The 12,918-nt window shown below is 69.8% G+C and carries 11 protein-coding genes; 8 read left to right on the forward strand and 3 right to left on the reverse strand.

The features are described 5' to 3' along the window. Window positions 1-123: 123 nt before the first annotated feature. Window positions 124-1,338: a helix-turn-helix transcriptional regulator gene (locus tag ACZ592_RS10100; RefSeq protein WP_471581407.1), complete on the reverse strand. Its 1,215-nt coding sequence runs from the start codon at window positions 1,336-1,338 to the stop codon at window positions 124-126. 228 nt (window positions 1,339-1,566) lie between these two features. Between ACZ592_RS10100 and ACZ592_RS10105 the strand changes: the two genes are divergently transcribed. The 3 genes from ACZ592_RS10105 (at window position 1,567) to ACZ592_RS10115 (ending at window position 5,183) form a co-directional block, all read left to right on the forward strand. Further along, a complete protein-coding gene (locus ACZ592_RS10105) occupies window positions 1,567-1,818 on the forward strand; it encodes a hypothetical protein (protein ID WP_471581049.1) in 252 nt (83 codons plus the stop codon). Between the two features lie 478 nt (window positions 1,819-2,296). After that, window positions 2,297-3,535 (forward strand): hypothetical protein, encoded by a 1,239-nt coding sequence (locus tag ACZ592_RS10110; protein ID WP_471581050.1) that lies wholly within the window; start codon window positions 2,297-2,299, stop codon window positions 3,533-3,535. A gap of 310 nt (window positions 3,536-3,845) precedes the next feature. Further along, window positions 3,846-5,183 (forward strand): VanZ family protein, encoded by a 1,338-nt coding sequence (locus ACZ592_RS10115; protein ID WP_471581051.1) that lies wholly within the window; start codon window positions 3,846-3,848, stop codon window positions 5,181-5,183. Between the two features lie 14 nt (window positions 5,184-5,197). Here ACZ592_RS10115 and ACZ592_RS10120 read toward each other — a convergent pair whose 3' ends face one another. Beyond that, a complete protein-coding gene (locus ACZ592_RS10120; protein ID WP_471581408.1) occupies window positions 5,198-5,899 on the reverse strand; it encodes a cation efflux transmembrane domain-containing protein in 702 nt (233 codons plus the stop codon). Beyond that, window positions 5,899-6,234 carry an ArsR/SmtB family transcription factor gene (locus ACZ592_RS10125; RefSeq protein ID WP_471581052.1) on the reverse strand — a complete coding sequence of 112 codons (336 nt, stop codon included), beginning with the start codon at window positions 6,232-6,234 and terminating at the stop codon, window positions 5,899-5,901. The genes ACZ592_RS10120 and ACZ592_RS10125 overlap by 1 nt, the downstream gene beginning before the upstream one ends. Before the next feature lie 533 nt (window positions 6,235-6,767). On the opposite strand from ACZ592_RS10125, the gene ACZ592_RS10130 reads away from it, so the two are divergent. The 5 genes from ACZ592_RS10130 to ACZ592_RS10150 all read left to right on the forward strand — a co-directional run bounded on the left by ACZ592_RS10130 (window position 6,768) and on the right by ACZ592_RS10150 (window position 12,792). Then, window positions 6,768-7,808 (forward strand): helix-turn-helix domain-containing protein, encoded by a 1,041-nt coding sequence (locus ACZ592_RS10130; RefSeq protein WP_471581053.1) that lies wholly within the window; start codon window positions 6,768-6,770, stop codon window positions 7,806-7,808. Window positions 7,809-8,687: 879 nt separating this feature from the next. Continuing rightward, entirely contained in the window at window positions 8,688-9,287 is a 600-nt protein-coding gene (locus ACZ592_RS10135; protein WP_471581054.1) for a chemotaxis protein CheB, read from the forward strand. After that, on the forward strand, window positions 9,287-11,161 hold the full coding sequence (locus ACZ592_RS10140) for a CheR family methyltransferase (protein WP_471581055.1): 1,875 nt from the start codon (window positions 9,287-9,289) through the stop codon (window positions 11,159-11,161). The genes ACZ592_RS10135 and ACZ592_RS10140 overlap by 1 nt, the downstream gene beginning before the upstream one ends. Before the next feature lie 22 nt (window positions 11,162-11,183). Continuing rightward, window positions 11,184-12,038, forward strand: a complete 855-nt coding sequence (locus ACZ592_RS10145; RefSeq protein WP_471581056.1) for a GAF and ANTAR domain-containing protein — start codon at window positions 11,184-11,186, stop codon at window positions 12,036-12,038. Between the two features lie 13 nt (window positions 12,039-12,051). Then, complete coding sequence (locus tag ACZ592_RS10150; RefSeq protein ID WP_471581057.1) at window positions 12,052-12,792, forward strand: ANTAR domain-containing response regulator; 741 nt, start codon at window positions 12,052-12,054, stop codon at window positions 12,790-12,792. The last annotated feature ends 126 nt before the right edge of the window (window positions 12,793-12,918 follow it).

Genomic DNA, 12,918 nt, shown 5'->3' on the forward strand with positions numbered 1-12,918 from the left:
ACATAGGAAAGGCCCCCTCACAACTGGGTGTGAGAGGACCATTCCACTCGCAAGGCCGGTGCGCGCGGACAAACTGTCCGCACCCGAATCACGTCAACTGGCTTTGTTCCTCGGCACGTTGTGCTACGCAGCGCCCGCCCAGGAGCCGAACGCGGACAGTTCGGCAGACGGGTGCGTATCCATACGCAGCAGAGATCCGACCGTTTCACGCACAGATGGGTGGAATCGGGTGTGATTGGGGGCGATCTTCCTCGCCTGCTTCAGCTCGGCGAAGGCGCCGCCACGGTCGCCTTCGGCCAGGCGCGCGGAGGCGACGTCGATGTGGTGGTGGCTGGATCGCTCGCCGACCGTCGCGGCCGGCGGCACCCACTCGGCTCCACCCTGGCCCCATTCGGCAAGCCGGGCCAGAGCCTGCTCGCTGTCCCCGGTGTCGATCAGCGCGTGCACCGTGTGAATCTTGATGTTCGTCGGCCCGAAGCTCATCTCGTAGGCAAGGCTGTCCCGGTTGCCCCCCATCCGTGTGACCTGCTCGGCCTCCTGCAGGAACTCCTCGACTGCGTCGGGGTTGTTCTCCCTCGACTCGACCACCGCGAGCTTCAGCAACAGAGCTCCGTCGACCGCCAGTGCGTCGTGGGTGTACGAGTGCTCCGGCTGGAACCGCTCCAGCTCCCCGCGCAGCCCTTTGAGTTTGCGACGGGCCGACTCGGTCGCACCCTGGCGCAGCATCGCCCCCGCCACGAGGAATCCGGCCGTCACCTGCATGAGCGGATCACCACTTCGATCAGCGGCCCAACGCACCCGCTCCAAAGCCGTGTTGCCGAGATCGTGGTGCCCCATCTTGTGAGCCAGGCTGTTGACCGCGCGGTAGGCGCGGGCCAGGTGCCAGAACGCCTTCTGCTGTTCGTCCCCGCGCGCGCCAAAGGCCACATGGGTCAGTTCGGTGATCACTGCGGGCAGCAGCGGCCCCATGGGTACGTACCGAGCATCGCGCCGGAGAGCCGCAATCTGGTCCACCTCAGAGGCCAGGACCGGCAGCGTTCGCGGACGGGTCTCCAACTCGTCGGGAGCGTCGAAACACAGCAGGATGCGCCGCAACTCCGGTATGACGGCATGCACCCCTTCCTCGGCCTCCGGTTCCCCGTAGTAGGGCTGGCCGGTGAGCACCTCCGGGCCGAAGTGCAGTGCCCGCGCCAGAGCCAGTCTCAGACTCGGCGTCGCCTTCCGCGCGCCGGACTCCAACTTCTCTATCTGGCTGGGAGAAACCGCGACTCGCTGGGCGAGTTGCGCGGTGGACAGCCCCCGCGTCTTGCGCGCCACGCGGAGCCGGTGGCCCAACATCAAGCTCTCACCCACGTCGAGATCCCCTCGCTGATCGGAGCAACGTGGCCAGGGTACGGATGGTGAACGACGTCCAGAAGGGCCGTCGACAAGAGTTAACGGGCAGGCCGCCTCAGCACCCGGAGCGCGCCCCTGGGGGCCCGACAGTCAGGAGCACCACGTGGCCGGGACTGAGTACTGCTACAGCCCCAGGCGCTTAGGGCCAACACCCTGGTCCCCGCCGGCAACATGCTCGTCGTCAACGACGAGGGCGAACTCCTCCTGCAGTGCCGTCGCGACACCAGTCGGTGGGCCCTGCCCGGCGGGGCTCAGGTCACCGGCTTCCTCGGCGTCCACTCCAACCCCCAGCACATCGTCGTCTGCACCGATGGAGAGAACGGCCTCGGCGATTCCCCGCCACTGCTACGGATGGTGCCTGAAGAGTGCGCCGAGCGCGACGCGGAAGAGGCCCGAAGCCACCGATCGTCGTGCGCATGCTGACCGGCTAGCCGGTGCCAAGGCAACCGCCATAGCAGCCCCCCTCCGCGCCCAGGCTCGCCAGGACCCGCAGAGGCCTGGCCGCAGGCGACGTTCTCAAAGCTGTCTCTTCTCTCGAGCAATGATTTCGACTGCACTCACATGCCAGCCTGCCCCCAGGTGTTCATTGAGCTGTTGTACTGCCGCATGCCCGCCTAGCAGAATGACCCGATGCCGAAGAAGCGGATCTGAGGCTTCCTTCTCTGCCGCCTCGGGCCCTCTCCCGGTAATTCACAATGTTCTGCTCGGGTGACTCGGTGAGCCGGCAGAGCACCAGTCGGCGCCCTTGCCAAGATCTCGTTTCTCCTGAGCAACGATTCTGCCGTGCCGCCTCAAACTTGCCATCAGCACGGGCGGCACGACCCTTCAACAAGCCTACAATTGCGCACAGTTGATGGCGTGGACAGTCGTAGTGTCAGCGGGATGCGCGAGACTGCCTTGCGTGGAACTGTGGATACTAATCGGCGGGATCGTCGTCTGGACGCTCGTCGGCAGCGCGTGGGACATGACCCAGAGGACGCGACAGCGGACCGGCCGCCGGATAGCTGCTCCGGTCAGGAGCGCCCTCGCGGCAGTGAAGCGTCGACGGTTGCAGTGGGCGCGGGGCAGTTCGGGCAAGCTACTCAACCGGCTGCGGGAAATGACGCCAACGAGTGTGGTGGACCGGCTTCCGCAGGGATGGGGTCTCGTTCCTGGGTGGGTGGCACGGTGGTTCTACGCGACTCAGGCGGCCCTTCCTGTCCTCGTGGCGCTGCTCGGCTTCGTGCTGTTCATGGTGTGGAAGGCCGGGGAGTTAGGAACGTGGAGCAAGATGTCTCAGCCGCCTCCGCCTGACTCGGCAAAGGCCCCGACGGGACTTGATCCGTTGGGGGCGTTCATGAGCTGGGCGCACGGTGTGCCCGGACAGGTGCGCCATTGGGACGGCGCGAGCGATGTGTTCCATACGGTGCGTGGGCCGGTGATGGTCCTTTTCGTACTCGCCGTTGCTCTGGTGGTGCGCAGGGCGATTGTGGCCGCAAGGCAGGCAAAGAGCCCGGAGCAGCAACGCAGGGAGCGCGAAGCGCAGGACCGAATGCGGCACCGCAGCACCGGTGTTACCGGCGGGCCGCTTGCCTACCTGGAGTGCTGGCCGGTGGTGGCGTTGGTGATGTCCGCGTTGCAGTGCGCCGAGGCGCATCGCCAGCACCGCACTGCTCCACCGGGCAGCACGGTGGCCAGGGTGTCGATACGCACTGCAGAGCGGATCGTCTGGCGGGCGTACCGATCACGTAAGGGCAAGGCACGCCGTCACCACGAGCGGGTCATCAAGGAGCACTCCGAGCGGGTGGTCGCAGTCCTGCGAGAAGCGGAAGCCCGACAGGACGCAGAGCCTGAACAGGCGCTGGAGGACCTGATGGTCCTGCTGCTGACGATCGCTGAGCGCTACGCCGAGGGGCATGTGGGCCGGCTCTTGGACGACGCTCAGCTCGGCGAGGAGCGTGCGGCTCCGCGGGAGGGCCTGCGCTTTGTCGCCGTCGGGGTATCGGTCGTCGCGCTACTGGCGGGTGCTGCCGTTGCGGGCCTTCCCGACGCTGCGCTCGTCGCCCTGCTACCGGTGCTGGCCGTAGGGGCTGCGATCGTCCTCAACCGCGGAAAGGCGCCTACGCCCGGGCAGCTGACTGACCTGATCATTCCACGATAGATGTCAGCCACCCATTCGTATGCAGTGGTGCACTGCCTCTGATCGGCGACCATGTACCGGAACGCACTTTCGCTCATCTTCCCCGGGCTTAATTCACTGCAGATGGATTTTCAGAGCACACTCAAGGTCTGTATATGATCAATAGGTTGGGCCGCCCAAGGCCCTGGAAAGCTGGAAGGGCTCCCCCTGACGCTCTGGGGCACTTCCGGTGTTGCTCAGGCCCTGCTGACTCGCGGCACCAGAGAAGTGACCCCCCTGTTCTTCCCGGACGACGGGAGGGGCAGGGGTTTTCCCCAGTGAAGGTAACGACGTGTTCCACGCGATATTTCAGGGCAAGACTCAGTGGATTGCCCTCTTGGCATTCACTGCCACAGCGCTCGCTCTCGGCTCCTTCTTCTGGCTGAAGAAGCGGCGGCGGCCGGCTCTGATACCCAGCGCATTCGTCGCTTGTCTCGTCGTGGTCCTGGGCGTGACTCTCTTTCTGTCGGGCAGCGGTTCGGCAAGTCACGAGTGCACGATCAATCATCAGCTCGGGGAGCCCTTTCGTACCACTCAGGGCTTGCTGAACGGACTTATGACAGTCCCCCTCGGATTTCTCGGGCTGCTGGCCTCGCGGCGTCGGCTGCTCACCCTTGCCGGAGTGGTCGTCGGGCCCTGTCTGGTCGAACTGGCTCAGGCCTCGGTCGACGCGTTCTCCCGGCTGTGCGACAGCTCCGACGCGGAGATGAACATCCTCGGCGGCCTGGCCGGCATGGGCTTGGCCTGGTGGGTGGCACGTATGCGGGGGTTGGAACTGCGGTCCTACCGCGATGAACGCGTACCCGCCTTTGCCGTGGCCGCGGTTGGGGTCATCGGGGTGGCGGCGGCCATCCCCGGCACCGCATTCACCGCTGTCGACGCGACCAGCGTTCAGGCGGGGTCGGGGCGGCAGGCCGACGCCATGCGCGAGGCGCTCGACGAGGCCTTCGGCGACGGGTTCACGTCCGTCGGCGACAGCAAGCTTCAGTACGCGCCCTCGCTGGGGGCGAGCGGGCGCGGGAGCCTGCACTTCTCCGACGACAAGGTCGACGCGGAGATGTCGTGGCCGTCGAAGCTGTCGTTCACCGCCTCACTGGAGTACGGCGACACCCCCACCGACCGTTCCTTCCCCATCGACGGTCGGGAGCATCCCCACCTCGATCGCGACGGAGCGAAGAAGCTGGCCGCTCGGTACGCGCGGGCCCACTACCCGTGGGTGAAGGAGGCGACCCATGTGACCGCGGTGCCCGTCGCGGACGGCAAGCTCGGGTGGCTCGTCTCGTGGCGGGCCGTCGAGAACCGGGTGCTGATGCCGGCCATGCTCGATGTGCAGCTCAACACGGTGGGCCGCATCAGCCAGTTGAACGTGTCGCGGGGGCCCTCAAGCTTCGACGACCTGCCGTCGGTCGAGGTCGGCCGCAGTCGGGCGGTCGACAAGGTCAGGAAGTCCGTGAGCCACCCGGAGGCGCTCGACTTCCGTGCGAACGTCCTCAAAGCGGCTCGCCGCGACGGCCGGTGGAACCCGGAGTACATCGTTCAGGTCGTCGTGAAGGGCGCAGAGGACGGCGACTCGACGGACTACTTCGTGGACGCGCACACGGGCCGACTGCACGAGGACTCCCCGGAGTGACGGCTCCTGGCCCGTCAGCCGCAGCAGCCGCGGCAAGCGTCCCCGTCGGCCTCGGTGTCGGGCGTCGCCGCGGGCGCCGTCGACATCGCGCAGCAGCCCTTGCCGCGCCAGGCGTCGCGGCCTTCCTTTGTGGCGATCCCGGCGATGACGAGGGCGGCGATCGGGTCGGCCCAGGACCAGCCGAGGGTGGCGTTGAGGACCAGGCCCGCCAGGAGCACGGCCGAGAGGTAGGTGCACAGGAGGGTCTGCTTGGAGTCGGCGACGGCGGAGGCCGAACCGAGTTCGCGGCCCGCCTTGCGTTGGGCCGCCGACAGGAACGGCATGATCGCCAGGGAGAGGGCCGCGAGCACGATCCCGGGTACGGAGCGTTCGGCCTCGCCCGTGCCCGCCAGGGCGCGTACCGCATCGGCGGTGACGTAGACGGCGAGCGCGCAGAACGAGACCGCGATGATCCGCAACGTGGTCTTCTCGCGTGCCTCGCGCACGGCGTGCTCGCGGGCGGAGAACTGCCAGGCGACCGCGGCGGCGGAGGACACCTCGATCACCGAATCCAGGCCGAAGCCGATCAGCGCCGTGGACGACGCCGCGGTGCCGGCCGCGATGGCGATGACCGCCTCGACGACGTTGTACGTGATCGTCGCCGCCACCAGCAGGCGTATCCGGCGGGTGAGCGCCTCCCTGCGGGCCGGTGAGGGGCCCAGGAACACCGCCGTCATCAGCAGCAGCCCTTCGACTCGGCGTCCGGACACGTGCGATCCGTTTCCACGGCCACGACGGCGGTGCGCAGGGCGTCGATGGCGTGCCCGAGACGTTCGTCGGCGAGTTCGTAGCGGGTGCGGCGTCCGTCGGGCACCGTCACGACCAGGCCGCAGTCCCGCAGGCACGCCAGGTGGTTGGAGAGGCGGGTACGGGAGATGCCGAGCGCGTCGGCGAGATCGGCGGGGTAGGCCGGGGCCTGTTGGAGGGCCAGCAGGATGCGACAGCGGATCGGGTCGGCGAGTGCGCGGCCGAACCGGGCCAGCACCTCGATGTCGGGGGCAACGGTGAGCACGTCGCGAGAGTACAGGGGATGCTGAATTCAGGGAAGATTGAACTGTTGTGTGCGCGCCCCGCGTCTGGCTGTCCGCGGTTCCGGGCGGGTGCGTGACGTGACGTGACGTGACTTCAGCGACTGGTTCTGTCGACCGGCCTCCGCCTCCCGGCCGGCCCCGACGGCGAGGTCACCCTGGACCCCGTCGGTCGGCACCGGCGAGCAGTGACCCGGCGCGCGCTTCGCCCCTCGTAGCGCCATGAGGAGCCCCACGCCCCCACGCCCCCACGCCCTCCCCAGCACTCGGCCCCGCCCACCGCTCGACCCGCCGGAAGACATTCCTTGGCGCCGTTCAAGGCTCGGGGCGCATGCTGGTGGGAGGAGGGCGTGGGGGTCTCGTGGAGCCTTCGGGGAGGGCGCGTGCCGCCGCTCGCCCGAGGCGTCGTATGGGACGCAGCGCCGAGGCGTCGTACGGGGCTCTGCGCCTGCGCGCCGTACGGGGCTCTGCGCCTGCGCGCCGTGCGGGACCGAGCGTACGAGGGAGAGGGGCGAGCATGATTCGAGCGAGCCTGACCAGCGAGGCCGTGCCTCCCGAGGAACGGTTCGACTGGTGGTACGGGCTGAAGTCCGCGTCGCCGATCTCGACGACGCTCCGCAGCGACTTCACCGAGGACTTTCCCGTGGCGATCGACCACGTGGACCTGGGCGCGACGACGGTCACCACCATGGCGTACCCGTCCGCCGAAGTGCGGCGCACCGCCCGGCACATCCGCCGGGGCGACCCCGACAGCCTGCAGGTCTCCCTCACCCTCCAAGGGCTGAGCGGCTTCGAGCAGGGCGGGCGGAACGTGCGGTTCGGGGCGGGCAACCTGCTCATGTACGACTCGTCGTCGCCCTTCGAGGGGTGGATGAGGCGGGCGGACGAGAGCGGCGAACCCACCCGCTCCATCGTCGCCACGCTGCCCAGGAGCCTGCTGCCGTTCCCGCCCGAGCGCCTCGCCACCCTCGTCGCCCGGCCGCTCTCCGCGCAGGAGGGCTTCGGGGGGCTGCTCGCCCACTTCATGCGGCAAGTCGTCGACGACGTGGGGCAGTTCGGGGACACGAGCGCCGCCACGGATCGGGTCGACCGCACCCTCGTCGACCTCGTGGGGCAGCTGGCCGCCCAACACCTCGACCGGGAGCGCGAGTTGCCGCCCGAGAGCTGCAGGCGCACCCTGCTGCTCCAGGTGCGGAGCCACATCCGGCGCCATCTGCGCGACCCCGCGCTGAACCCGGACAGCATCGCCGCCGCGCACCACATCTCCACCCGCTACCTGCACCGGCTCTTCCAGGACCAGGGCCTCACCGTCTCCTCCTGGATCCGGCAGCTGCGCCTGGAGCGCTGCCGGCGTGCGCTGGCCAGCCCGGCGCTCGCCACCGTGCCCGTCGGGGCCGTCGCGGCCCGCTGGGGCTTCACCCAGCCCGCCGTCTTCACCCGCGCCTTCCGCGCCGCGTACGGGCTCACGCCCAGCGAAGTGCGCATGCGGGCGCTCGCGGGCAACAGCAGTGCGCTGGGGGTCAACGGGTGTGCGCTGGAGGTCAAGGACGTCGGGTGAGGTACGCGGAAGACTTCTGTGCGGCGGCGGGATCGGGGGTCGCCGCCGGTGTCCGCCGCTATGCCCCGTGAGAAGCGGGGGAGGGCGTAGGGGCGCGCACGCCGGATAGGGCGGTGTGCCGGGCGTGGAGATCCGGGCCCGGCACGCCACCCGGGGCCCGCAGGCGTTGGAGGGGGCGCCCGTGCGGTTGCTCCGCGGTCCGGTCCGGGCCGGTTCAGACCGCTCCGGACCAGGCCGGTCGAGCCCGCCTCGCACCAGCCGGTCCAGCCTTTCCCGAACCGTGCCGGTCCAGCCCGCCCCGGGACCAGCCGGTCGAGCCCGCCTCCGACCAGGCCGGTCAAGCCCGCCCCGGACCAGGCCCTTCAAACCCCTCCCGACCAGACCGGTCGAGGCCGCCTCCTCACACCAGCCGATCCAGCCCGCCCCGGGACCAGCCGGTCGAACCCGCCCCCGACCAGACCGGTCAACCCCGCCCCGAACCAGGCCCCTCAGCCCCCTCCCGACCAGGCCGGTCGAGGCCGCCTCCTCACACCAGCCGATCCAGCCCGCCCCGGGACCAGCCGGTCCAGCCCCTCCCGACCAGGCCGGTCAAGCACGCCCCGGACCAGGCCCCTCAGCCCCCTCCCGACCAGACCGGTCAAGCACGCCCCGACCCAGCCGGTCCAGCCGCCCCCGCCGCCCCCGACGGCAAGCCCGCCGGCGCCACGGCCGACCCCACCACGGCCGGCCCCGCCAGGGCACGGACACCGACCCGGGCGACGCGAGAGCCGACCCGGCCAGTACCTGCGACGAGCCCTCCTGCGTGCACGCGCCCGCCCCACCCCTCGCACGGCCGCTTCGCGCCTCACCCCGTGAGGGCGGCCACGATAGGCTCGGCGCGTGACGGCTGACCAGTACTCCCAGGGCCCGCCCGCCATCGTCGCTGTCGCGTCGTCCGCGGGCGGTGTCCAGGGGCTGATCACCCTGCTCGGGGCGCTGGGGCCGGAGATCGCCGTTCCGGTGCTGGTCGTCCAGCATCTCGACCCGCGGCACCGGACCGTGCTCGCCGAGGTCCTCTCCCGCCGGACCGCCCTGCCGGTGAAGCTCGCGGGCTCCGGGGAGGCCGCCGTGCCCGGCACCGTGTACATCGCTCCTCCCGACCGGCACCTGCTCGTGGGCGCCGACGGTGTCCTGACGCTGACCGAGAGCGAGGCCGTCCATTTCGTACGGCCCTCCGCCGACCTCCTCTTCCAGTCGGTCGCCGATGCTTACGGGCCACGCGCGATCGTCTGCGTGATCACCGGTACCGGTGTGGACGGCGCGACGGGCGCGAAGGCCGTGAAGGCGCGGGGCGGGACGGTGATCGCGCAGGATCCGCGGAGTGCGGAGTTCCCCGGGATGCCACAAGCCGCGGTGGACTCGGGAGCGGTCGATTTCGTGCTACCTCTTGAGGAGATCGCGGAGTTCGTCCGCGGACTTGTCGAAGCCAAGAGGCAGTGATGGCCGAACCTCAGAATGCTGAATCCAATGCGTCCGACGAGGCATTGGAGGAACTGCTGGTCTTCATCAGGGAGGCCCGCGGCTTCGATTTCACGGGGTACAAGCGTTCCACCCTGGGGCGGCGCATCCACAAGCGGATGTCCGACGTGGGGATCACCTCGTACGCGGACTACCAGGATCTCCTGGAGACCAGCGCGGAGGAATTCGGCGCGCTCTTCAACACGATCCTGATCAACGTCACCTCCTTCTTCCGGGACCCGGACGCCTGGACGTTCCTCCAGCGCGAGGTCGTCCCCGAGCTGCTCGCGGACATCCCTTCCGACCAGGAGGTCCGGGTGTGGAGCGCCGGGTGTTCCAGCGGTGAGGAGGCGTACTCCCTGGCGATCATGTTCGCGGAGGCGCTGGGCCTGGAGGAGTGCCTGCGGCGCGTCAAGATCTACGCCACGGACGTCGACGAGGAGGCGCTGCGCGAGGCCCGGTCGGGGCTGTATCCGACGAAGTCGCTCGAACCGCTCAGCCCGGAGCTGCGGGAGAAGTACTTCGAGCAGAACGGCGCGCAGTTCAGCTTCCGGCCGGATCTGCGACGGCGGGTGATCTTCGGGCGGCACGACATCACGCGGGACGCCCCGATCTCCCGGCTCGATCTGCTGATCTGCCGGAACACGCTGATGTACTTCAACGTCGAGGCCCAGACGCAGATCGTCGACCGTTTCCACTTCGCTCTGCGCCAGGGCGGTTTCCTCTTCCTCGGCAAGGCCGAGATGCTGCTGAACGACGCCGAGCGGTTCGAGGTGGCCGACATGCGGCAGCGGATCTTCCGGCGCCGCAGCGGTGAGGCGGGGCTGCCCTACCAGCCGGCTCCCCTGAAGATCCGAACGGGCACGGGCGTGGAACTGCACTCGGTCGCACGCACCCGTCAGCTGCGTGACCTGGTCCTGGACGCGGGGCCGACCCCGTCCATCGCGATCGACGGCGACGGCGTGGTCGTGGTGATCAACAGCCAGGCCAGGGTCCAGTTCGGGCTGACCCCGGGCGACATCGGACGTCCGTTCCAGGACCTGGAGATCTCCTACCGGCCGCTCGAACTGCGCTCCCTGATCGACCAGTCCACGCACGAGCGCAGGACGCTGCGGGTCAACAGGGTCGAGCGACGGGTGGGCGAGGAGATCCAGTACGTCGACATCCTCATCCAGCCGCTCACCGGGCCCAGCGGCCTGCACGTCGCCACGACGATCTCCTTCACCGACGTCACCGTGTCCACGCAGCTCAAGGCCGAGGTCAAGCGCGTACGCGAAGACCTGGAGACGGCGTACGAGGAGCTCCAGTCCACGAACGAGGAGCTGGAGACCACCAACGAGGAACTCCAGTCCAGCATCGAGGAGCTGGAGACCACCAACGAGGAACTCCAGTCGACCAACGAAGAGTTGGAGACGACGAACGAGGAACTCCAGTCCGGCAACGAGGAACTGGAGACCATGAATGACGAAATGCGCATCCGCAGCGAGGAGTTGGACGAGACCAGGGCGTTCCTGGAGGCCGTGCTCACCAGCATCGCGGCGGGCGTGGTCGTCCTCGACAGCAACCTGAAGGTCAAGAGCTGGAACCGGGGCGCCGTCGACCTGTGGGGGCTGCGCCCGGACGAGGTCCTCGACGAGCACTTCTTCGGCCTCGACTTCGGGCTGCCCACCGACGTCCTGCAGCCCGTGGTGCGGGAGTGCCTGAAGTCCCGCAAGCGGTCGGGCCCCGTCGGCGTCGAGGCGCTGAGCCGCATCGGCAGGCCCATCACGTGCGACGTGTTCTGCTCTCCGTTCGACGGGCACAACGGAGGAGTGGTCCTGATGATGGAGGAAAGCCGAAGCGACCCCTGCGAATGATGCCTGGACGTACCCTTCAGACATGAACCCGCAGGGGCAGGATGAGGCCCTCGGTCTGGCCGCGGTGGCCCAACGCCGTGCTGCCCAAGCGCTCGCGCGCGCGGAGCGGGCCGAGGCGGCCGCCGAGCGACACGAGCGCCTGGCAGTCGAGCGAGGGCAGGACTTCCACGCCCAGATCGCGGCGACGCACCGCAGAACGGCCGCGTGCCACCGGTCCTCGGCCGGTCTGCAGGAAGCATTCGCCCGTCGTACGGCGGACTGGGCCAGAGGCCGGGGGGGCCAACCCCGTTTCATGACCGGCGTCGCCGAGGCCTGCGGGGTGGACAGCGCCGCGCTCACCCTCGTCGACGCCGGGCAGAACCAGCTCGCGGTGGCGGTGTCCGACGAGGCCTCGCGGGCCGCCCAGGACCTGGAGTACGTACTGGGCGAAGGGCCGTCACGGGACGCCGCGCGGGGGCGCAGGCCACTCCTCGTGTCGGGGCGGGCGATCGAGACGCGCTGGCCCGGCTACGGGCCCGCCCTCGCCTCGCTGGGCATCACGTCGGTGGCCGCCGTACCGCTGGAGACGCAGGGCAGTTGCATCGGGGCGCTCGCGGTCTTCGATTCGCTGCCGGGCCGCCCGGGACCCCACGGCCTGACCGAGACCGCCGCCGCCCTCACCCGCATCGTGCTCCTCGGCCCCGATGCCGACCCCGAGCTGTACGGCGGAACGGACCACCGGGAGACCGTGCAGCAGGCCGTGGGCATGCTCTCCGCCCGGCTCGGCTGTCGCATCGAGGACGCGCTGGCCCTCATCAAGGCCCGCGCCTTCGCCGAGGAGGTGTCCCCCGAGGTCATCGCCCGGCGCATTGTGAACGGAGACCTGAATCCGAGCTGAGGGGAAAGGCCGTATGACGCCCGAACAGCAGCTGGCCGACGTGTTCGTGGCCCTCGCCGGCAGCGCCACGGAAGGAGCACCGGACGTTCCCGGCACCCTCTCGGTGCTCGCGCACCGCAGCCCGTCCCTGCTCGGCGTCCCCGCCGCGTCCGTGGTCTTCGCACCCGGGGAGCGCGAGGGCGAAGAGACACAGGTGAGCGGCTCCGACCCCGAGGTCACCCGCCTGGAGCGGGACGCCGTGGTCTGGCGCGAGGGCCCCGGACACGACTGCCGCCACACCGACCCGCGCCCGTCCCAGGCGGCACTCGACAGCCTCCCCGCCAGGCAGCGCTGGCCGCACTACACCCGCCGGGCCGTCGGGCTCGGCTACGTCCGCGCGGTGGCCCTCCCGCTGCGCGGACCCACCCGGACCCGCGGCGCCCTCGTCCTGCTGTCCGCCCACCGGGGCGCGCTGGAACCGGGCACGCTGGCGCTCGGCCAGTCCATGGCGGACTTCACCGCCGTCACCCTGGAACGCGCGCGCGAGGCCCACCGGAGCCGGACGCTCACCGCCCAGCTGGAACTGGCCCTGAGCAGCCGCGTGATCATCGAGCAGGCCAAGGGGGTGCTCGCGACGCGCAAGGCGCTGTCCATGGACGGCGCGTTCGACGTCATGCGCAAGCATGCGCGGTCGCGGCGGCGGTCGTTGAACGAGGTGGCGCGGGAGGTGGTGGAGGGGCACGCCGATCCGGAACTCACGGATCCGGCGTCTTGACTCTCGCTCTGGCCGTAGTGGCTGTCGCGGCCGCAGTGGCCGCGGTGGCTGTCGCGGTCGGCCCGGTCGGCCCGGTCAGCCCCCGTCGGCCCCGTCGGCCCCGACGGCCCCGACGGCCCGGCCCTC

It is taken from the genome of Streptomyces sp. NPDC040622 (assembly GCF_055593965.1).

Excerpts from the sequence above, each read along its gene's own strand:
- ACZ592_RS10100 (WP_471581407.1), bottom strand. The coding sequence starts at position 1,338 with ATGTTGGGCCACCGGCTCCGCGTGGCGCGCAAGACGCGGGGGCTGTCC.
- ACZ592_RS10105 (WP_471581049.1), top strand. The coding sequence starts at position 1,567 with ATGCTCGTCGTCAACGACGAGGGCGAACTCCTCCTGCAGTGCCGTCGC.
- ACZ592_RS10120 (WP_471581408.1), bottom strand. The coding sequence starts at position 5,899 with ATGACGGCGGTGTTCCTGGGCCCCTCACCGGCCCGCAGGGAGGCGCTC.
- ACZ592_RS10130 (WP_471581053.1), top strand. The coding sequence starts at position 6,768 with ATGATTCGAGCGAGCCTGACCAGCGAGGCCGTGCCTCCCGAGGAACGG.
- ACZ592_RS10140 (WP_471581055.1), top strand. The coding sequence starts at position 9,287 with ATGGCCGAACCTCAGAATGCTGAATCCAATGCGTCCGACGAGGCATTG.
- ACZ592_RS10145 (WP_471581056.1), top strand. The coding sequence starts at position 11,184 with ATGAACCCGCAGGGGCAGGATGAGGCCCTCGGTCTGGCCGCGGTGGCC.
- ACZ592_RS10150 (WP_471581057.1), top strand. The coding sequence starts at position 12,052 with ATGACGCCCGAACAGCAGCTGGCCGACGTGTTCGTGGCCCTCGCCGGC.